Annotated in this window: 16 protein-coding genes; 8 read left to right on the top strand and 8 right to left on the bottom strand. The window is 53.6% G+C overall.

Annotation, left to right across the window (positions count from 1 at the left end):
• Positions 1 to 51: 51 nt before the first annotated feature.
• From BR86_RS0114285 to BR86_RS0114270, 4 genes are all read left to right on the top strand, one after another.
• Positions 52 to 1,128, top strand: coding sequence for an ABC transporter ATP-binding protein (locus BR86_RS0114285; protein ID WP_031475021.1), 1,077 nt, complete (start codon positions 52 to 54; stop codon positions 1,126 to 1,128).
• Between the two features lie 93 nt (positions 1,129 to 1,221).
• Complete coding sequence (locus BR86_RS0114280; RefSeq protein ID WP_051684844.1) at positions 1,222 to 2,349, top strand: type I phosphomannose isomerase catalytic subunit; 1,128 nt, start codon at positions 1,222 to 1,224, stop codon at positions 2,347 to 2,349.
• 150 nt (positions 2,350 to 2,499) lie between these two features.
• A complete protein-coding gene (locus BR86_RS0114275; RefSeq protein ID WP_031475019.1) occupies positions 2,500 to 3,624 on the top strand; it encodes an acyltransferase in 1,125 nt (374 codons plus the stop codon).
• 48 nt (positions 3,625 to 3,672) lie between these two features.
• The gene (locus BR86_RS0114270; protein ID WP_038288949.1) at positions 3,673 to 4,308 is read left to right on the top strand and encodes an HAD family hydrolase; all 636 of its coding nucleotides are present in this window, start codon (positions 3,673 to 3,675) and stop codon (positions 4,306 to 4,308) included.
• 211 nt (positions 4,309 to 4,519) lie between these two features.
• Here BR86_RS0114270 and BR86_RS0114265 read toward each other — a convergent pair whose 3' ends face one another.
• The 8 genes from BR86_RS0114265 to BR86_RS0114225 all read right to left on the bottom strand — a co-directional run bounded on the left by BR86_RS0114265 (position 4,520) and on the right by BR86_RS0114225 (position 15,857).
• Positions 4,520 to 6,478 (bottom strand): ABC transporter permease, encoded by a 1,959-nt coding sequence (locus tag BR86_RS0114265; RefSeq protein WP_051684842.1) that lies wholly within the window; start codon positions 6,476 to 6,478, stop codon positions 4,520 to 4,522.
• Between the two features lie 38 nt (positions 6,479 to 6,516).
• Positions 6,517 to 7,590, bottom strand: coding sequence for an ABC transporter ATP-binding protein (locus BR86_RS0114260; protein ID WP_330372153.1), 1,074 nt, complete (start codon positions 7,588 to 7,590; stop codon positions 6,517 to 6,519).
• Positions 7,591 to 7,931: 341 nt separating this feature from the next.
• Positions 7,932 to 9,230, bottom strand: coding sequence for a type 2 periplasmic-binding domain-containing protein (locus BR86_RS0114250; RefSeq protein ID WP_031475009.1), 1,299 nt, complete (start codon positions 9,228 to 9,230; stop codon positions 7,932 to 7,934).
• Positions 9,231 to 9,444: 214 nt separating this feature from the next.
• Entirely contained in the window at positions 9,445 to 10,209 is a 765-nt protein-coding gene (locus BR86_RS0114245) for a response regulator transcription factor (protein WP_031475007.1), read from the bottom strand.
• A gap of 64 nt (positions 10,210 to 10,273) precedes the next feature.
• Positions 10,274 to 12,064 (bottom strand): sensor histidine kinase, encoded by a 1,791-nt coding sequence (locus BR86_RS0114240; RefSeq protein ID WP_031475005.1) that lies wholly within the window; start codon positions 12,062 to 12,064, stop codon positions 10,274 to 10,276.
• Positions 12,061 to 13,242, bottom strand: coding sequence for an extracellular solute-binding protein (locus BR86_RS0114235; protein ID WP_031475003.1), 1,182 nt, complete (start codon positions 13,240 to 13,242; stop codon positions 12,061 to 12,063). The genes BR86_RS0114240 and BR86_RS0114235 overlap by 4 nt, the downstream gene beginning before the upstream one ends.
• 119 nt (positions 13,243 to 13,361) lie before the next feature.
• Complete coding sequence (locus tag BR86_RS15460; RefSeq protein ID WP_051684841.1) at positions 13,362 to 14,468, bottom strand: N-acetylmuramoyl-L-alanine amidase family protein; 1,107 nt, start codon at positions 14,466 to 14,468, stop codon at positions 13,362 to 13,364.
• A gap of 279 nt (positions 14,469 to 14,747) precedes the next feature.
• Positions 14,748 to 15,857, bottom strand: a complete 1,110-nt coding sequence (locus BR86_RS0114225; protein ID WP_031474999.1) for an N-acetylmuramoyl-L-alanine amidase family protein — start codon at positions 15,855 to 15,857, stop codon at positions 14,748 to 14,750.
• Positions 15,858 to 16,501: 644 nt separating this feature from the next.
• Between BR86_RS0114225 and glf the strand changes: the two genes are divergently transcribed.
• From glf to BR86_RS0114205, 4 genes are read left to right on the top strand one after another with little or no spacing between them, the layout of a single operon-like run.
• Entirely contained in the window at positions 16,502 to 17,659 is a 1,158-nt protein-coding gene (gene glf / locus BR86_RS0114220) for a UDP-galactopyranose mutase (RefSeq protein ID WP_031474997.1), read from the top strand.
• Positions 17,660 to 17,693: 34 nt separating this feature from the next.
• On the top strand, positions 17,694 to 18,602 hold the full coding sequence (locus tag BR86_RS0114215; RefSeq protein WP_031474995.1) for a diacylglycerol/lipid kinase family protein: 909 nt from the start codon (positions 17,694 to 17,696) through the stop codon (positions 18,600 to 18,602).
• 51 nt (positions 18,603 to 18,653) lie between these two features.
• Positions 18,654 to 20,396 (top strand): O-antigen ligase family protein, encoded by a 1,743-nt coding sequence (locus BR86_RS0114210; protein WP_031474993.1) that lies wholly within the window; start codon positions 18,654 to 18,656, stop codon positions 20,394 to 20,396.
• Complete coding sequence (locus BR86_RS0114205) at positions 20,393 to 21,403, top strand: GHMP family kinase ATP-binding protein (RefSeq protein WP_031474991.1); 1,011 nt, start codon at positions 20,393 to 20,395, stop codon at positions 21,401 to 21,403. The genes BR86_RS0114210 and BR86_RS0114205 overlap by 4 nt, the downstream gene beginning before the upstream one ends.
• Positions 21,404 to 21,405: the final 2 nt, after the last annotated feature.

Here is a 21,405-nt window from a genome sequence, read left to right as displayed (position 1 = left end):
ATCGAAATAAACGATCGAAATGAATGATGAGATATATAAGGAGCTGAAATTATGGCAAAAGAGAAAAAAGGCGTTCGCCTCGAACATATTTCCAAAATTTATCAGGACCCCAAGACCGGAAAGGATTTCTATGCCGTGCATGACACCGATCTGGAGATCAAACCGGGTTCCTTCGTGACGCTGCTCGGTCCCTCCGGCTGCGGAAAGACCACGACTCTGCGCATGATTGCGGGGTTTGAGTCGCCGGATGAGGGCGAAATCTATCTCGGCGGCGAGCCGATCAACGAACTCACGCCCAACAAGCGCGATACGGCGATGGTATTCCAGTCTTATGCGTTACTTCCGCACTACAACATTTTTGACAATGTCGCCTACGGCTTGAAGCTTCGGAAGATGGATAAGGAGACGATCCGGCAGAAGGTCACCGCCATCCTGAAGCTGGTGGGACTGGAGGGAATGGAATCCCGCATGACGAACCAGCTCTCCGGCGGACAGCAGCAGCGTGTCGCCCTCGCGAGAGCGCTTGTGCTGGAACCGGGCGTGCTGCTCTTTGACGAGCCGCTGTCCAATCTGGACGCAAAACTCCGCGTGACGATGCGCACGGAGATTCGCCGGATTCAGCAGGAAGCAGGCATTACGGCCGTCTACGTCACGCATGATCAGTCTGAGGCGATGGCGATCTCGGATCAGATCATTATCATGGAAAAGGGCATCGTTTCCCAGATGGGAACGCCGCAGGAGATCTATTATCATCCGAAGAACAGATTTGTCGCGGACTTCATCGGCGAGGCCAACTTCCTGGAAGGTAAGCTGACCGCGAAAAACGGCAGCGCCGGAAAGGTGGATGTGATGGGACACGCGGTTGATGTCGCGGATGCCGCTCATCTGGACGTCGGTGCGGACGCAACCCTTGTCATCCGTCCGGAGTCGGCAACTCTGGCGGACGAGGGACAGCTTCCGTGCAGGGTGATTCTGAGCACCTTCATGGGACACTATCAGAACTACCATGTGATGGTGGGCAATACACTGGTAAAACTTACGGAATTCAATCCGAAGAATAAGAAGATCTACAATGTCGGAGATGAAGCATTTGTCAGCGTGACAGCAGACAATATTCACGTGCTGTAAGGATCGGAAAACGGGCTGACACTTTTGGGGAGTGCCGGTCCGTTTTTGTATCATGTCGTTTGATGGAATGTGTTTGGGAAGGTAGTTTTCAGTATGATGCAGATGGCAGGCAGGAAAACGCTTCTCTTCATGAAGCCGTTTTTGAAAGAGGTTCTATGGGGCGGAACCGCGCTCCGGGACCGGTTCGGGTATGACATTCCGGGTGACCATACGGGGGAAGCGTGGGTGATCTCGGGTCATCCGGCCGGGCCAAGTGTGGTTGCAGACGGAGAATACGCCGGGATGACGCTGGCGGAGCTGTGGCGGGAGCACGGGGAGCTGTTCGGCCGGAAGAAGGAGGAACCGGAGCGGGAGCACGACGATTCTTTTCCGCTTCTTATCAAGCTGATCGATGCGGGGGATGATCTCAGCATTCAGGTGCATCCGGATGACATCTACGCAAGGGAACATGAGAATGGAAGCCGGGGAAAGACGGAATGCTGGTATGTCGTGGACTGCCGGGAGGATGCGGACATCATCATCGGGCACCATGCCCGGTCGAAAGAGGAACTGAAGCGAATGATCGCGGAGAAACGGTGGAGTGATCTTCTCTGTGTGCGGCCTGTTAAGAAGGGGGATTTTTTCTATATTCCCAGCGGAACCGTGCACGCGATCCGGAAAGGGACGATTCTTCTGGAGGTGCAGCAAAGCTGCGATCTGACCTATCGGCTTTATGATTATGACCGGCTGCAGAACGGGAAGCCGAGGGAGCTTCATCTGGAAAAAGCAGAAGACGTGATCACATGTCCGCAGTCGCTGACGGAGACGAGGCAGTCACCGGTCCACATTCCGGGGGGAGAACGGCAGATTCTTGTGGACAGTGAGACGTTTACGGTGGAAAAATGGACGATCCGGACGAAACATGAGACGGATGCTGTGGATACGGCGGATGAAACCGATGACGCGGATAAAATCGAAGCGGCGGAGGAAACTGGTGCGGCAGATAAAACTGACGCGGTGGATGAAACCGTAGCGGCGGATAAAACCGATGACGCAGATGAAGTCAGGATTGCAGATGAAAAATGGAAAAACAACGATTCTTTCCTGCTGTGTGATATAATCGAGGGCACGGGCCGGATTTGCGGACGCGGGGTAAAAGCGGGCGATCATTTTATCGTCCCGAGCGGATTCGGAGATCTGGCTGCGAGCGGAGATATGACGATGATCGTATCCTATGTGTAACCCTCAAAAACAAACTCCGGAACGAAATACGGATTTGGTTCGGAATGGCCCGTCGAAAACGGGATGAGCATTAAACGGGGGCCCGGAATAGGAAACGAACAAGAAATAAAAAAACAAAAGAAACAAAAAGAAACGAATGGCAGGATTGGTATGAACGAGTTGGAACGAAAACAGAAGACGGAGACAGCAGGCGGCCGAAATGAGTGTCTGGACCGGATTCGCGCGGCGGCGACATTTCTCGTCGTCTTGAATCACACGGTTCAGCTGATGTTTCCGCTACACCCGGACGGGATTGCCCGGATGAGCGGACTTCGCCGGCTTTTTGGCATAGGGCTCTTTACGGCAGGACGCTTAGGCGTGCCTCTGTTCCTGTTTCTGTCCGGATACCTTCTTCTGCCGCGGAAATACGACGCAGAGAGAATCCGCCGGTTTTACCGTCACAATCTGATTCCGCTTCTGGTTTCATGGGAAGCGTGGTGCCTGATCTATGAGGCGTACATGGTCTGGTGGCTGCAGACTCCGTTCCGGGTGGGGCAATGGTTCCGCAGAGCACTTTTTCTCGAATACGAGGGAATGCCCCACGGCTGGTACATTCCAATGATTCTCGGAGTATATCTGTTTTTGCCGTTTGTGGCGATGGGCGTGCAGCAGATGGAAGGGAAAATCCTTGCCCTTCTGCTGGGGATGGTGTATCTGTACCGGTTTTGTCTGGAGAGTGCCAACCTCCTGATGGATGTCTTCCATGTGCATCCGTGGAATCTGAGGGAACTGCAGCTTGATCTGAATTTCAGCGGAGATTACTACGGCTTCTATCTTGTTCTTGGATATTGCTTCTGGCGATACCGCGGGAAACTGGAGAACATCATGAAGCACGCGTGGTCTGTGATGGGCGTGACGGCGGCATTTGCCGTGAGCACTGTCTTTACGGTATGGATCCAAATCCGGATTCTGCAGGCGAACTATGACTACAATGTCTGGTATACGTTCTTTATCATGCCGGTGCTGGGAAGCTGTGCATTTCTGCTTCTTTGCCGGCTGCCGCAGACCGGGATCCTCCGGCGGACCGTGACCGACATTTCAGTGCATTCCTTCGGCGTGTTTCTGATGCATGTGATGGTGATCGGCGTACTTCTCCGGCAAATGGGACTGTGGCGGAATCTGGAGGCGGAATGCCTTCTTGTGACGGTGCTGACCTTTGTGATTTCGGTTGCAGTGACAAAAATCGGCGGCAGGATACCGCTTTTAAAAGAATTATTGCTTGTAAAGAACGGATGAATCAGGCGTTCATGGATTGAGAGATAAATGGGAAAGGGGAAAGACGTTATGGCAATACCGGAGATTCGAAATATTGTGTTTGATATGGGAAGAACGCTGATCGACTGGAACCCTGAGAAAATTGCGGAGGCAGCAGGTGTTCCGGAGGATGAAACAGAGCGGTTCGTGCGGGAGACCTTCTGCGGTTATGAGTGGACGGCGGCAGACCGTGGCATCCTGAGCGATGACGATGTGGTGGCAGCTGCGTGCCGCCGGCTTCCGGAGCATTTGCATGAAAATGTCCGCACGGCGGTAACCGGATGGTGGAATCTCTGGAGTCCGAAGATTCCGGGAATGGAGGAGCTTGTCCGTGAACTGAAGAAGAACGGATACCGGATCTATCTGCTCTCCAATGCATCGTCGCATGTGCATGAGTTTTTTGATCGCCTGCCGGCATCGGACTGTTTTGACGGGAAATTTATCTCGGCGGACTGGAAACTGATGAAACCGTCGCACGAGATCTATGAGGCATTTTGCGCGCACTTCGGGCTGGTTCCGAAGGAATCACTGTTTGTGGATGACGCGCCGTGGAATATTGAGGGCGCGATAATCACCGGCATGCAGGGGATCGTCTTTTACGGCGATGCGAAAAGACTCCGCAGAGAGATGCGGGAAAGAGGCATTGCGGTTGCGGAAGAGAGGTAAAGAATCGCGGGGAACGGCGCATTCGGATCCGGAGACAGGTAAAAAGACAGGTGTTTGAAGATTCGGTAAGACCAAAAAAGCTTCGACGGGATAAACCCGGCGAAGCTTTTTTGGTGGTATAGGAAATCTCTCCGAAATTCCGGATTCCCTATACCACAAAACGATCTGCGAAGATGCGCATGCTGCGGAAATGGAAGATGTCACCTTCCGGTCAGATTTCTGATTTTTTCTGCTCCGACGTTGTTTCGATCTTTTCAACGCGGTTCTCGGAAGACTTTCCGGATGAAAATCCAAAGAACCGGGTGAACTTCGCGATCCGGCGCTTTCTCTTTTCTTTTGCCTCCAGTCTTTCACCGAGATCCCGCGCGCCGACGCCGTAGACCAGATAGAGGATCAGGCCGGAAATGATCATGATGAAGACGGTGGAAGCGCACCGGCGGCCGGATGCGTTGATGTTGTAACCGTAGAGGCCTTCTTCTCTCGTCATCGCCTGAATGATCATGGCGTAGGAGGTGGCCTGCGTGCTGGCGAAAGTCGCCGACATATCGTACTCGGTAAAGAGTGCGTTGAAATTCAGCGCAAATACCGCGAGAACGCTCGGCAGAATGATCGGAAGCTTTACTCTCATAAAGGTGTAGATGGAAGATGCACCGAGATTTTTGGCGGCATCTTCGAGTTCCTCATCGATCGCATAAAACGAGGCTTTGACCATTCGCAGCGAGAAGGGAAGTTTCGTCACGATGTAGGCCATGACCAGGAGGAACCGGACATTATTTCCGAAGTAGAGATTCTGGAAGCCGACATACCATACATCGGAACTGTTGAAAAATGTCCGGTAGGAATAGCAGATCAGAATGGTCGGAAGCAACCACGGGAAGAGCAGGGCGTACTCCATGATGATGCCGAGTTTTTTATGGTATTTGTTGAAGATATAGGTGCAGGCCGCAACGACGATGACGCAGGCGATGGCTGCCGCAAGAGCAGACAGGATAAAGCTGAGGTTAATGCCGCCGAGCGTTGCCTCGTTGCTGAAGACACCGGAGATGGAACCCGGTCTGGTCTTGTATTTTCCGCGGTTTGTCATGTATTCGTAATCTGCGGTTCCGAAGAAGTTCAGGGTGGTCCACTGTGTCAGGTCGAGCTGGCGGTTGCGGACAGCCGAGTAGGTCTGGAACGAGAAGATGACGATCATTACCACCGGCATCATGTAGATGACAAAGAGTACGTAGGCATAAATGTGCATGAGCACATTGACCGCCTTGTTGTTGAGTTTCTGCTTCTGGAGCCGGGCTTTCGTCTTGGAGACGGAGAGGTAATGGCCGCGCCGCTCGTAGGCGGAGAGCACGGTGAGCAGGACAATGGTGAAGCAGGCGAGGATGATGGACAGGAGCGCTGCTCTTGCCTGCGGGAAGGATTCGTCCGCAACGGAGGAACCGGCCAGACGGACGATCTCCGGATTGATGGTGTCATAACCCATCAGGGTCGGGGCACTCATGGCGCAGAGACCGGTGATGAAGGTCATGATGGTCAGTGAGAAGAGGGTCGGAATCAGAGTCGGCATGACTACTCTGACCAGAACCTGGAAGGGATTTGCCCCCATATTGCGGGCCGCTTCCACCGTGTTGTAATCGATCCCGCGGATTGCGTTTCTTAGAAAAAGCATATGGTTGCTGGTACATGCGAAGGTCATGGTGAAGAGAACGGCCCGGAATCCGGTGAACCATTCTGTGTTCATATTCGGAAAAATCTGTGAGAGAAAACCGGTCACCACGCCGTCCTGGGCATAGAGGAAGAGGTATCCGGTTCCGAGTGCGATTCCGGAATAGATCATCGTCGTCGCATATCCGAGACGCAGAATTTTGGATCCCCTGATGTCAAAGTATTCGGTCAGGAGCACCAGGCTGATGCCGACGACATTGACGGTTATGACCAGACAGATCGCGAGCTTTAAAGCATTCCAGACATATTTGCCCATGCTTCCGGCCAGGAAGAACCGGATTACCGCAAACGGGTCGATCTCGCCGGAGGCATTTTTCGTCAGAAAGATGCTGGAAAGAGTATTCAGACACGGCATCAGCATAAAGCCGAAGAAAAGGTAGGCAAAAAATGCGATGCCGACCATCCGGACGATGTAATCGGTCGTGATGGAATTCGTTTTGGCAGTATTCATATCATTTCCTCCAGTCTGTTCGGAATAAACCGGACTGTCTACATATTTTCGGAATAATCAGTCGGCTTATAGAACATGATATCCTTCGGATCGAGAACAATATGGACATGTTCTCCGGCTCCATAGATATTGATTCCGTCATTTTTCTCGATTACTTTGACAGTCTGACCCTCGGCATGAATATAATACTTTATGTAGAGACCATAGTATTCCATGCTTTCCACGACGCCCGGGATCTCCAGCTGGCCCGGTTTTGCGGGCACATTGACGTGAAGACGCTCGAGGCGGATGTAGTTGCGGTCTGAGGTGCTGAGGATCGGAAGCTCCGGCGGATAAGCGGTCGGATTCGCCTGCATCGTTTCCGCGATTCGCCTGCCGAGCTGCGGCTCGATCGGATCGATGTCGCCGATGAAGTTGCAGACGAACTCACTTTTGGAGTGATTGTAGATCTCATTCGGAGTTCCGATCTGCTCCACCACGCCCTTGTTGAAGACGGCGATGCGGTCGGAGAGCGTCAGGGCCTCCTCCTGATCATGGGTGACGTAGATGGTCGTGATGCCGAATTCCTTCTGCATTTTCTTTAGCTCATTCCGGAGCTGGACGCGGAGTTTGGCGTCCAGATTGCTCAGGGGCTCGTCCATGCAGATGATGGCCGGATTGGTGACCAGAGCTCTCGCGATGGCGACACGCTGCTGCTGTCCGCCGGAAAGCTGGGAAACCGCCTTGCCGAGCTGTTCTTCGGTGAGATCGACTTTTTTCGCGATGGTGCGCACCTTTTCGGCGATCTCGGTTTTGGAGAGTTTCTTGAGCTTTAAACCGAAGGCGATGTTATCATATACGGTCATCGTCGGGAAGAGCGCATAGCTCTGGAAGACAATGCCGACGTTGCGCTGTTCGATGGGGACATTCGTGATGTCGCGGTCATTGACAAAGACCCGGCCCTCTGCCGGTTCGATAAAACCGGTGATGGTCCGGAGCGTGGTGGTTTTTCCGCAGCCGGACGGCCCGAGGAAGGTAAAGAATTCTCCTTCCTGAACCTGAATGTTGATGTCACGGAGTGCCGTGAAATCGCCGAATTTTACGACGATATTCTTTAATTCGATCATTGACATAGATGGTTCTCCTACTATTGGTATTAGTCATATCCGTTTGCTGGTTCGGGAAAAGCTTCCATGGAAGGAAGTTTGCGGATGGCTCCGGATGGTTCCGGACCGAAAACATTCTCAAAAGGCTCTTTCGGGATGCGGCAAAATGCCTTCCATGGAGGCTTTTCAGAGAACAAAGTCCGCGGGGCGTTTTGTGTTTCATAGGGAATTTCGGAGAAATTTCCTATGAAACACAAAACGGCGGGCATCTGCGCCCGCCGTCTCACACGGTCCGTCAGGATCCCCTCCGGAAAGAGGGGACGAGGAGCCGAAGTCCTCATGCGGACTTTGTTCTTTCATTCGAGGGATCAGTTGCCCTTCTTCTGTGTCAGGGTAGCCCAGTCAAGCTTGTCCCAATCCGGCTCTTTTGCTGCGCCGGCTGCATCTGCCCAGAAGTAGCCGAGGTTGGTCTCGATGTTGGTCCACTCTGCGTTGTGCTTGGAAGCATACTCGGCGTAGGTCATGCCGTCAACCGTCTGCTGGGCCATGTTCGGCTGTGTGTAGAGCGCCGGAATGCCGTCCGGATACAGGGTGTTCGCTGCGTCCTCGTTGCACGGGAAGGAGTCGAATTCTTCGCCCCATGCAGCCTGAACATCAGCGCTTCCGAACCAGTCAGCAAATGCCTTGACTGCCTCGGTCTGCTCCGGGGTACGATCCTTTTTGTCCAGAACGCCGATGTACTCTGCGATGTAGAATACGCCGTCCTTGACATCTGCCAGTGCCCAGTTCTCCGGTTTTGTGGTGCCCTTTAACGGCTTGTCGGAGTTTTCTGCCGCCGCATCGATCTTTCCGTAGAGGGAAGAGGTGTAGAAGGAAGATACTGCCACATCGCCCTTGTTCAGCGGGTCAAAGCCGTATTTGTAGGTGTCGTCAGAGGAGAACTTTCCGTCTGCGCAGTATTTCCACAGCATCTTCCATCCGTCAACGGAAATGCCGCCGGCCGGGGAACTCGGATCAACGTATGCGTAGAGAAGAGAGTTGTTGATGTTGGTGTTGGTGGTTCCGCCGACCTTGTTCTGACGGTACCAGCTGTAGCCGGCATCCATCATGTCCGCCCAGTGGTCGAACTTGAGCTCTTTGCCGTTGGTTCCGAGGTCATCGGTTCGGTACAGAAGGAGAGAACCCTGAACAACCAGGCCGTATGCCGCGTTGTCAAATTTGTAGGAGCCGACTTTGTCTTTCCAGGACGGAGCCCAGTCCACGAGCTTTAAGTTCTCGTATTCGCCGCCGATGATCTGGGACCATCTGGTCTCGTTCAGACCGAAGACGATGTCGCCGTCCTTCTTCTCGTTGGCTGCCTGAACGGCTGCGGTATCGCCGGAGATAACAGAGTTATCGTCGATGCTGATCTTGAATCCCGCGTCTTCCGCTTCCTTGATGAGCCATGTGGTGCGCTCGGTGGAGTTGGAGTTGGAATAGATGCGGATGGTGTAGTCGGAATAATCCTTCTTCTCTGCGGAAGCGGCCGCCGTTGTCTCTGCTGCAGACTCGGACGGCTGCTGTGCAGCTGCCGTTGTGGTGGCGGTGGAAGAAGATCCTCCGCATGCGGCCATGGATGCTGCCATGGCGGCGGTGAGTGATAATGCTGTAAATTTCTTGAAATTCATATACATTTCCTCCCTTTGTTTTCGGGGACCACCATTGATCCCGCGTATAATCACATTTTATCCAAACGGATGGCAAAATTGAATGGGAGAAAACTGCGATTTATAGAAGGATTCTGCGATTTTGCCATCAAAATGCACAACGGGCAAAAATATAACAAAGAAAATATAGAAATAATAGATAAAAAAACGGAGCCAAACGGCCCCGTAGGATCCATCAGAATCCGTCCACCGGTGCGTGCCAGTGATCCTGATATTCCGACGGAGAGACACCGGTGTTTTTCTTGAAAATACTGCAGAAATAGGCAACGTCCCGGTAACCGACCTGTTCTGCCACCTCGTAGACGCGGATGGTCGGATCTTTCAGAAGCCGGATGGCCTGATGTACGCGGTAACCGGTCAGATAATTGTTGACGGTGTAGCTGGTCTCCTTTTTGAAGGCGTGGCTGAGATGACCTTCGCTGACGCTGACTGCCTCGGCGATGGTGCTGATGTTGATGCCCTGATCGGCATAATGTTCCGCGATGTAGCTCATGGCCTGCATGACGATGCGGCTCTTGTCGCCTTTCGGCAGAGCTTTCAGCGGATCGGTGCCGACGGAAGCCTGCCGCCGGTCGAGTTCGAGAACTTTTCGGACGGAAGCGATCAGGTCTTCATTTTCGAAGGGCTTCAGAAGATAGTCCACCGCACCGAACTGGATGGCGCTGCGGGCGTATTCGAAGTCGCTGTAGGCGGTCAGGATGATGGCGTGGGCCTCACATCCCTCAGCCCGGAGCTGCTTCATCATCTCCAGCCCGTCCATATGGGGCATACGGACGTCCGTGATGATGAGATTCGGATGATACCGGTGCACGGCTTCAATTCCGTCGGTACCGTTGGCTGCTTCCGCTACGACGGCACAGCCTTCCTGCGCCCAGTCAATGCCGAGCGCGATTCCGTGACGGACGACGGCTTCGTCGTCCACAATCAGTATTTTCAGCATGATGATTTCTCCGTTTCCGATTCAGATTGCAGACGCAGGGTTTGGCTGCGTTTCTTACAGAAGATTATTGCGGATAGATATGAGCGGCAGGATCTCCCGCAGGATCTGGTGTCTCCAGCGGAAGCCGCAGGGTGATCACGGTTCCGCGCCCGGAAGACGAAGCGGCATAGAGCCCGTAGGCTTCTCCGTAGTAGAGCCGGATGATTTTTCCGACATTGTAGCATCCGAGATGTCCCCGCGGCTTCAGGGAACCGCCGCTGTTGATGATGTTCAGGGTTTCCGGCGGCATGCCGGTTCCGTTGTCGGATACCGTGAGGACGAGTACATGGCGGCTGGCGTCCTCGAATTTCTCTTCCGCTGTGATCTTGATGTAACCTTCGTCCATGTCGGCGACACCGTGAACGACCGCATTTTCCACAACGGGCTGAAGGACGAGCTTGGGAATCAGACAGCTGCGGAACCGCTCGTCCACGTCAATCTCACAGGTGAAACGGTCCTCGAACCGGATGGACTGGATGGCGAGATAGCGTTCCACGAGATCGAGTTCTTCATCGAGGGTGATCAGCCGCGAGTCCGAGATGCTGGCGCGGAGCAGAGTCGCGAGGGACGTGGACAACGCCGCGATATCCGGAACACCGTGAGAAACGCCGAGCCATTTTAACGTATCCAGCGTGTTGTACAGAAAATGCGGATTCAGCTGTGCCTGAAGCATGCGGATCTGTGTCTCATTCAGCTCTTTCTGGCGCTGAACGGAGCGCTCAAGGTTGAGCGCGTGTTCCTTTAGCATATGGTTGAAGGAGCGGGCAAGATGCCCCATCTCATCGGTGCGGCTGCTGTCGATCCGGACCGAATAATCCCCGTTCATCGCCTGTTTCATGGCACGGTCCAGATCGAGGACCGGCTCCGAGATAAGCCGGCTGAGCTTCCAGGTCGTGAACAGACCGAGAAGAAGCCCGGTGAGTGCAATCGAAACACTGATAAAGATGAACGTCTGTGTGACTGCGGTGGTGAAGAGTTTCGGCTGCTGAAGGACTGCCGTGATTCCGGTCGGGTCAATGTTCGTGAACGTGTAATTATAGGAGCCACTGTAACTCTCGGCCGGGTCCAGCTCATACGGGCGGTTCCCGTCTGCCCCGCTCCGGAGATATGCGGACCGGAGCCGGTTGATCAGATTATCGTCCGCCGGCCGACGGGAACTGTAGATCAGCCGCCAGGAGGAATCCAGAAGAAAGACATCATTGCCGTCCGAGTAGGTGCCGGTCAAAAGGGATGCCATCTGATCGATCGAACTGTGGATCAAAATGTAGCCGAGTTCCTCACCGTCATAGGAGGTCAGGAGAACCGCCTGATCCAGACCGCCGTCTTCGCCGGCTCCGGTGACGATGGTTTCTGCTCCTGTTTTGCGATGGTATTCCCGGGCGAGCCGGAGAATGCCCCAGTCGAGAGGGAGAGACTCCGAGACGGCAGGCGAGGCGGAGGCGGTCGTAAAGCGCACGGTTCCGCTCCGGTCAAGAATCGAAAAATCGGCATACCTGCGGATGGAATGTGTCTTTTTCAGAAGCACGGAGTAGAGCGCGCCGGAATTCCAGGTTTCGCATCGGAGTGTGCTCCGGACGAGCGTGCTTTTCTGCAGAAAGTCCTCGGCTTCGGAAAGATCGCGGGAAAATCCGGTTACCGCGGCGGATACATCGGAAAGGTCGGATTCCGCGTGTCCCCGAAGGAAAAGACGGCTCTGACGGAGCGAAACGGTGAATACCAGGATACTGCAGAGAAGGACCGGAAGGAGGACGGAGAGCATCGTTGCGGCGAAAAGCCGGTGGCGGAAGGAACTTCGGATCCAGTTGTTCAGGTTCATCGCACACCTCCTTTTGAGGAGAGAAGTCCGGACGAAATGTACGCCGGATCCGCTGCGCCTTCGTAATCGCCCGGGTGGTCGGAAAGAACGGCCGGGCGGCCGGTCCGTTTCATGTTTTCATCGCCGGAGGCGGAAAGCCAGGCACTTAGAAGTGTTTTCCATTGTCCCGACGACCATTCTTCGTGGTCGCGGAGAAGCGGGATTTTGGAGAGAGGCCTGAGCTTCGGTTCTATCCGGAGGGAAGAGGTGTCGTCTGTCTCTCGGTGAAGAAGCATGGAATTGTCGGACTGATCATAGGCGGAAGTAAGATATTCCGCCGCCGAGTACGGACTCCGGCTTCCGATACGGTCCGGAAGATAGCGCTGTACATCGTCGGTCTGCAGAAATTCTTCGAATTTTCGAGCATTTTCCGGATGTGAACATCCCTTGACGATCGCCGTGCAGGAGGTGTGGACGGACGTGCCCTCGGCCGGATAGACAATGGTGATGTCAAGACCGGCCCATTTTGCGTTCAGGGCTCGGGCTTCGGAGGTGATCCCCGCATAGCAGGATCCGTCTGTGACGGAGGTGATGACGGAATCCGCGTCCGGAACGGTTTTCCGGTCTAACTGGTGAAACCAGGACGAGGCGATTCCGGCCGGATTTGCACCGATGCCGTAGGCTGCCAAAGCATCCGGATCTTCGACGGACTCGGCGGAGAGTGACTGCGCCATGGCGCACAGAGCAGCCATGGATACCGCAGAGACGGAAGGATCCTCGTATGCGATCCGGCCTGTCCACATAGCGTCAAAAAGGCTCAGCCAGCCGTTGGGCGGTGCCATCCGGATCAGGCGGGGATTATAGACGATGACGATCGGAGATGCGGAAAATGGAATGATGCGTTCATAGCGGCCCGGCTCGGAGCGAAGAAGAAAACTGTCACCTCCGAGGATCAGATCGGCATGCTCCGCTGTATCCGTCTCGACCCAGATGCCGGTTCGACGTTCAAATTCGCGGATGATCGGCGTGTAGGTCCGGTCCGGAAATGGCATATGCACAACGAGAAGATGATCCTTTCCGGCAGCCATCGAGGATGAATCTGCCGGAGAAGCGCAGGAAGTCAGAACACAGAGAATAATCAGGCATGTGCCGGAAATACAGACAGAGAAAATGCGGAAAAATGATGAAATCGGGTTCATGGAATCTTCCTCTTTTGTCATTTCAGTAGTATGAGGATATTTTACTACGTTTTCCGCTGTTTGGACAATGCCGAAAGCCCCCCGCCGCAGAGGACAGGGGGCTTTTATGAGAGTATGTATTATCGCGCGGCACCGCTGACCGGATCAAAGTAATACTGTGTTCCGTCGATGGTGACATAGCCGGTCACCATGGAACCCTTCGGTCCGCCGGAATTCGGATTGAGATAGTAGGTATAGTTTCCGATGGTCACAAGTCCGGTCATCATGGAACCCTGAGGGCCGCCTGCGTTCGGGTTCATGTAGTACCATCTTCCGTCAGAATCCTGGAACCATCCGGTGTGCATATAGCCGTTGGAGTTCAGATAGTACCATCTTCCGTCGGAATCCTGAAACCAGGTGGAGCGGAGTGCCGTTCCGTTCTGGACATAGTACCAGCCGTTTGAGTCGGACTGCCAGCCGGAAGAGGTGGATGCGGGACTGGCGGTGGAAAGGGTCGTTGAGGCGTGCGTTTTGTTATAAGACGCGGTATCGCTGCTGACATAGAGCTCGTCGGATTCGTCACTCCAGCTACTGTTGTCGCTGGTATCGCTGGCGACGGCCTTGACCTTGAAGGTGTAATAGCCGGCTGTGGTCATATAGCTGGAAAAATCATAGTAGGTCGATGTGGTGGAGATGGTGGTGACAGTGCTGCTTCCCCGGTAGAGTTTTACGGAATAAGAGGATGCGTAATCGCTCTCCGACCAGGACGCGACGCCGGAACTAGACCATTCCGGTTCTTCCGGTGCATCCAGATCGCCGTCAATCTGCTTCAGCTTGATGGTGATCTTTGCCTTGCTGGAGCTGGAACGGCTGATGGAAACACTGCTGACGGAAACGTTCTTGTTTGAGATTTTCACTTTGACGCCAGACGGGAAATAGTAGTCATCCTCGTCATTGATTTCGACAACTGCCTTGATGACCGGGTTATCGCCGTATTCCCATTCATCATCACTGTTGTAATACTCGACATCGGTAATGCTGTAGGCATCTTCGGCTGAGGTAACTTCGCCGTCCAGATCGTCATCGACCTCATCGCCCATTGCAGGGATGTTCTCGAGGTTCAGGTTGATTTTGACGGTGGAAACCTTCTCGCCGGATGTTGAGGCGAGTGACGGAAATGCGGATACGGCAAGGGTTCCGGCAGTCATCAGGGTAAGTGCGGTTGCCTTGAATTTATTCATTTTCATAGGGGCCTCCTTGTTTGTTTCGACAGTTTGTTTTAGGAGTGTGATTTATGAGATGTCTGAAGTCTATCGAAAAAATGTGAAGGAAGCGTGGGTGAAGTGTGGAAAAAATGTGAAAAACAGGAGAACCGCCATGGGAGCACCTGCGATGAACGCATCTGCAATGAGCGTTTTTAACGGCATAGGGTGCCGGGAAGATGTTTGGATGACATAAAAATCCCCACAGGACCGGGAGGACCTGCGGGGAGAAGACTGTCTGTGAAACAGCGTCGGATCGTTGGGTTACTGCTGAAGAACGCCATCCTCATTGAAAGTGCATTCTTTTCCGTCGATGGTGACGGTTGTATTGACGAGCATGGACCCCTTCGGTCCGCCCTCGTTCGGATTCAGATAGTAGGTACGGTCGTGGTAGGTCAGCCAGCCGGTCCGCATCGCTCCGAGCGGAATGTTATCGCCCGGCTGATCCTGCGTGTTCAGATAATACTGATTGCCGTCATTGTCCTTAAACAATCCGGTCTTCATGTAGGTGTCGGCACCGAGATAATACCAGTTGCCGTCCGTATCCTGGAACCAGGTATTGTGGAGCTTCTGACCGCCCTGGTCGATGTACCAGCTGTCGCCGTCACGAACCCAGACCGGCAGGGAAATGTCGCCCTGGCGGATGTCTTCTTCCGTCGGAATGTTCTCCTGTGTGATCGTCTTGTAATCGCTCTTCTCGGTGAACCGGCTGTTGTCCTTGGCTGTGCCGCCGGCGTTGGAGCGGATGCGGAAGCTGTACTTGCCCGGTGTGGTCATATAGGAAGCCAGATTCAGGTGCGTTGCCGTGGTGTCGATATCCGCGATCTGGGTGGAATTGCGGTAGAGGCGGAGCGTGTAGGACTGCACATTGTCCACCTTCTCCCAGTTTGCGGTGTAACGCTCATCCCAGCGGAGATCGGAAGTTGCCTCGGCCTTTCCGCTGACCGGTCTCAGATAGACTGTAACGGTGGCGGAGGTGGAACTGTTGGAAATCTCACTCCGGTCGACCTTCACATCGCCCTTTTCCAGCTTCAGCTTTGCTTTGCTCTTGAATTTATAGTCATCCTGATCGTCCTTCGGGATCTTGACCTTGATCTTCAGAACCGGCTTGTCATTGTATTCCCACTCTTCTTTTTTGGTGGTGTACTCCGCTTCCGAGATCTCATAAGTGCCGTCATCGACAGAGACGGAGTCTTCCATATCCTTATCGACGGGATCGCCCGGCTCCGGATTGGAAAAATTAAGGCTTACGGAAACAACCTTGACCACTTCTCTGTCGTCCTTGGATGCTGCGAACGCCGATGTGCCGGATGAAAACAGCATGGCGGCGATCAGAACCGGAAGCGCGGTCAGGCGGATGCTGCGAATTGTCATAACGAATTCCTCCCTGTGTGATTTCAGGCCGGTCCCGGATGCGGAAGGCAGACGGAAAGCACGGCTTCTATCCTTGTGTCACTCTATTATAAAAAAGTTTCGGGAGGAATAAAACAGTTTCCGTAAAACGGACAGAATTTTGTAATGAAAACAGGGGAGGGGTGGGCACCGTGAAGCGCCCACCGTGTTATGAAAAAAATTGTGGTGTGATAACGATTGGCTGTTCGTTATCATGGCCTAATCTTATCCCGAAAATGTTTCCGAATTATGTTCGAAATGTGAAAAAAATGTGTTCTTTTTCCGCATGGCAAAAAGAGAGACCTTCGCGTGAAAAGATGGGATTCCGGGATAAATCTTGCAAAATTCGAAAGATGAACACAGAAAACCTTCGCTGTGGTATACTTTTTAAGATAGACTGCCGGGAGCATATAGGAAAATTCATCCGGATTGTTGATCCGGTGATGGGAATTTCATCCGTGGAATGTTGCGGGAGCGGATTTTGACCGTGGCCGATCGACGATAGCTCCGGGCGGAGTCCGGGGAGACAGAAGGATTCCGGTCCGGACGCATCATAAACACAAATTAAAGATAATAGAGATAAATAAAGGATAATAAAGATAAATTACAGAAAGAGGAGAAAAGCCATGAAATACGATTATCTGATTGTAGGCGCAGGGCTTTACGGTGCTGTCTTTGCTCAGGAGGCAAAGAAGGCGGGAAAACGGGTGCTGGTGATTGACCGCCGCCCGAACATCGCGGGAAATGTATATACGGAGGATGTGGAGGGCATTCATGTTCACAAATACGGCGCACACATTTTCCATACCAATAACCGTGAAGTGTGGGATTATGTGACGAAGTTTGCGGAGTTCAACCGTTTCACCAACTCGCCGGTGGCCAACTACCGCGGTGAGCTGTATTCTCTTCCGTTCAATATGTATACCTTCAATAAGATGTGGGGTGTTGTGACGCCGGAAGAGGCACGGGAGAAGATCGAGGAACAGAAGCGCGAGTACATCGCGGAGAAGCAGACCGAGCGGGGATTTTCCGTGGACAGCGAATTTGTGCCGGAAAACCTTGAGGAACAGGCCATTTCTCTGATCGGAACGGATATTTATGAGAAGCTGATCAAGGGATATACCGAGAAGCAGTGGGGGCGTCCGTGCACGGAGCTTCCGGCCTTTATCATCAAGAGACTTCCGGTGCGCCTGACGTTTGACAACAATTATTTCAACGCACTCTATCAGGGAATTCCGGTCGGTGGATACACCAGAATGGTGGCGAACATGCTGGAGGGTGTGGAGGTCCGCCTCGGTGAGGATTATCTGAAGAACAAAGAGGAATTCGACGCGATGGCAGACCGCGTGGTGTACACCGGCGCCATCGACGCGTATTTTGATTATGCTCTCGGCGCGCTGGAGTACCGCTCCGTCCGTTTTGAAACGGAACTTCTGGACATCCCGAATTTCCAGGGCAATGCCGCTGTCAATTATACGGACCGCGAGACGCCGTGGACCCGCATCATTGAGCACAAGTGGTTTGAATTCGGAAAAGACGGCCAGGGAAATGATCTCCCGAAGACGGTGATCAGCCGGGAGTTCAGCTCGGAGTGGAAACCGGGAGATGAGCCGTATTATCCGGTCAATGACGCGAAAAACGGCGCACTCTACGAGGAGTACCGGAAAATGGCGTCGGATGAGAAGAAGATCATCTTCGGCGGAAGACTCGGCGAGTACAAGTATTACGATATGGACGCGGTGATCGCGGCCGCGCTGGCGAAATGCCGCGAGGAACTGGCGTAACCGTAAGGAACGCGGAAAGAAACAGGTGACGGATATGAAAAAAGTTCTTTTGCTGCTCAATGCAGGCTCCGGGACGGGGCAGGCAAAGAACCGGATGTTTGAAATTCTGAAAGAACTGACACTTGCCGGCTTTGAGGTGACGACATATCCGATCGTTCCGGACAGAGGAATGACGTCGGAGAAGATCATTCAGCAGTGCGTGGGACGCTTTGACATCATCATGTGCGTCGGTGGCGACGGAACGCTCAACCATGTGGTAAACAGTGTGGTTCAGGCGGGAATCCGTGAGCCCATTGCGTATCTTCCGACGGGAAGCACGAATGATTTCGCGCGAAGCCTCGGAATTCCGGCCGAGCCCGAGGAATACTGCCGGGCGCTGTCGGCGGGAACGACATTTGCCTATGATATCGGCCGGTTCAACGACCGGTATTTCAACTATGTCGCCGCGTTCGGGGCGTTCACGCAGGTGAGTTACGAGACCAATCAGGCATCCAAGAATGTCCTGGGTTATGCGGCGTATCTTCTGCAGAGTATTGTCACGTTTCCGGAGTCCATCGCCATGCGGTGCCATCTGGTGATTGAACATGACGGCGAACGCGAGGAGGGGAAATACCTTTACGGCGCCATCAGCAATACGACGTCAATCGCAGGGATACCGTCCCCGTTAATCCGCAAGTCGGAGATGGACGACGGGGTCTTCGAGGTGACACTGATTCAGGCCCCGGATTCTCTGGGGGATGTCCGTGAGATTCTGACGGCGCTTGCCTCCGGAAAAATGGACGGGGATTATGTCAAGGTGTTCCGCACGGACCGCCTTCACATCAGAGTTGTGGACGGCGCGGCCTGGACGCTGGACGGAGAGTACGGCGGAGCGCCGGAAGAAATCGACATCTCGGTCTGCCCGAAACGGATCCGGATGATCGTGCCGGAAGAGGCGGAATGACATGGATTCCGGCCGGCAAAACAGAATGAACGAAACAAAGAGGATAAAGAAATGCTGAATGAAACAAAAAAGGAGAGGCGGATGGAGCCGCTGGCGGCTGTGACGGCCGTGTTTGCGGTTTTTCTGACAACTGTCTTTCTGCTCTGGTGTAATCACTATTATACGGATATTATGTCCTTCCGGTACCTTTTGTATTGGGGATCCGCCGCAATCTTCAGCGCGGTGTCGCTGATCCTGATGGCGGTGCAAAGAAAGAGGGAAGCCGGGACTGCTTCCGGTAAGAAGCCGCTTGGAACGGCGATTGCCGGATGGTTCCGGGAACTTGCACTTCCATGGAAACTTCTTCTGGTGTATTACATTGTCATTGTTCTCTCAACGGTGACATCGGATTATCTCTACGAGTCTTTCTGGGGAAATGAAGGCCGCTTTACGGGGCTTTTCCTGCTTTCCCTGTATGCGCTCACGACGGTTCTGATCGCGAAAAACTGGAAGAGCGGTCCGTGGATTCTGGACGTCTTCTGTCTGGGAAGTCTTCCGGTCATGATCTGGGGGCTGACTGACTTTTTCAACATGGATATTTTCCGCTTCAAGGCGCAGTATATCGCGGATTCCGCGATCGGTCTGTTCACATCATCCATCGGAAATGTCAATAATTACACTGCTTACGTCGGCATTGTGCTGGCGGTTTCGGCCGGACTTTTCTGCGTGACGGAAAAACTGTGGAAAAGGCTTTTTTACTTTGTGGTTCTGACTCTTGCGTTTGCCGCTCTCTTTACCGGACAGAGCGACAATGCCTGGATTTCCATCGGTGTGATCTTTGCGGTTCTGCCGTTTATGGCCTTCCGCACGAAAAAGGGTGTGTTCAGCTATCTCATGGTGATTCTCGCCTTTCTCGGCGCGGTGCTGTGGATGCGGTACATCAGCGAAACCGTTCCGGTCAGAAACCACGGAATAATCGACGGTCTGATCGTTCATCTGATCAAGAGCGGAGGACTGAAGAAACTGTTCTGGCTTGAGGCCGTGATCTGTGCCATCACCTGCTTTTTCGCATACCGGGCGAAGACGCCGGAAATGCCGAAATGGATGGTTCGCCTCTGGGGCGGCTTTATTGCGGTCTGCGCGGCAGGATTCTGCTTTGTCCTGTATGACGCCAATTTCGCGGGACATGCGGAGCGGTATGCAAAGTTTGCCCAGTATCTGGTTTTCAGCGATTCCTGGGGAACGAACCGGGGTATCGTCTGGAGGATCAGCATGCATGTATTTCATCAGCTGCCGTTTCTGAAAAAGCTGATCGGTTACGGTCCGGAGACATTTGGCATCGTGACGTATGCCTATCGCGAAGAGACCATCGAATATACCAGACAGTACTACGATGCGGCGCACAATGAGTACATTCAGCTTCTTCTGACGATCGGCATTGTCGGAACCGTTTCGTATATCGCGTTTATGCTGAGTTCCATTGCTGAAATGCTGAAGTCGGCGGGAAGAAGACCGTATATCTTTGCGATTGCCGCAGGCTGCATCGCTTACCTTTCGCAGGCAAGCGTCAATATCAACCTTCCGATCGTTGCCCCGATTCTGTGGCTTCTGATTGCCGTCGGACTTGGTTTCCGCCGGATGGACACGGAAGAACAGAAGAGTACGGCCGCATCTGACATGGCTGCGGCGCAGACGGAACCGGAAGAACAGAAAACCGAGCCGGCAGCAGGAAAAGACCCGGAAGAGACAGAACAGAAACCGGAGCCGGCAGCGGAAATAACACTGGAACCGGATAAGGAGGAGACAACCGAATGATCATTACCAAGACGCCGTTTCGAATGTCGTTTTTCGGCGGCGGTACCGATATACCGGAGTTTTTCCGGGAACACGGCGGCGCGGTGCTGTCGACGACATTTGACAAATACTGTTATGTGAATGTGCGGCATCTTCCGCGCTTCTTCGACTACACGACAGAGCTGTCCTATTCGAGGATTGAGCGCGTGAAAGCGGTGGATGAGATCGATCATCCGGCCGTTCGGAATGCGATGAAGATGCTGGACATGCATGAGATCCGTCTGACCTATGAGGCGGATCTTCCGGCGAGAAGCGGACTCGGGACCAGCAGTTCGTTCGCGGTCGGCATGCTGAACGCGTTTTACGCGCTGAAGGGAAAATATGCGGACAAGAAGAAACTGTCGGACGACGCCATTTATCTGGAACGGGAACTCTGCCGGGAAGCCGGCGGATGGCAGGATCAGATTGCGGCAAGCTTCGGCGGTCTGAACCGCATCAACTTTTCCGGGGACCGGTATGAAGTGAAGCCGGTCATCATTTCCCCGGAGAGAAAGCGGCAGCTCAACGAGAATCTGATGCTGTTCTTTACCGGATTCACGCGCCTTTCCTCGGAAGTGCAGAAGACCAATCATATCACAAGCGGCGACAAGACAGCGCAGCTTCTCGAAATGTACCGTCTGGTGGATGAGGCGGAGCATGTGCTGGAGGACCGCCATGCGGATCTCGACGAGTTCGGGCGTCTTCTGGATGTGACCTGGAGACTGAAGCGGCAGACCGGAAGCAAGGTTTCGACGGATTCGATCGACGGAATCTATCAGAAGGGCCTCGAGGCCGGAGCGCTCGGCGGAAAACTTCTGGGCGCGGGCGGCGGCGGATTTGTGCTGTTCTATGTCACGCCGGAACACCGCGAAGCCGTGATGGAAGCGATGAAGGATCTCCTGTATGTGCCGTTTTCCTTTGAGGACGGCGGAACCCGCGTGATCTACTACGCGCCGGAGACCTATGACCTCTCACTCGGAAGAGACTGACG

The organism is [Clostridium] aminophilum DSM 10710 (assembly GCF_000711825.1).
Lineage (GTDB): Bacteria > Bacillota > Clostridia > Lachnospirales > Lachnospiraceae > Clostridium_R > Clostridium_R aminophilum.
Note: the sequence above shows the minus strand (reverse complement) of the source record. Positions and strands in the feature narration are given on the sequence as shown.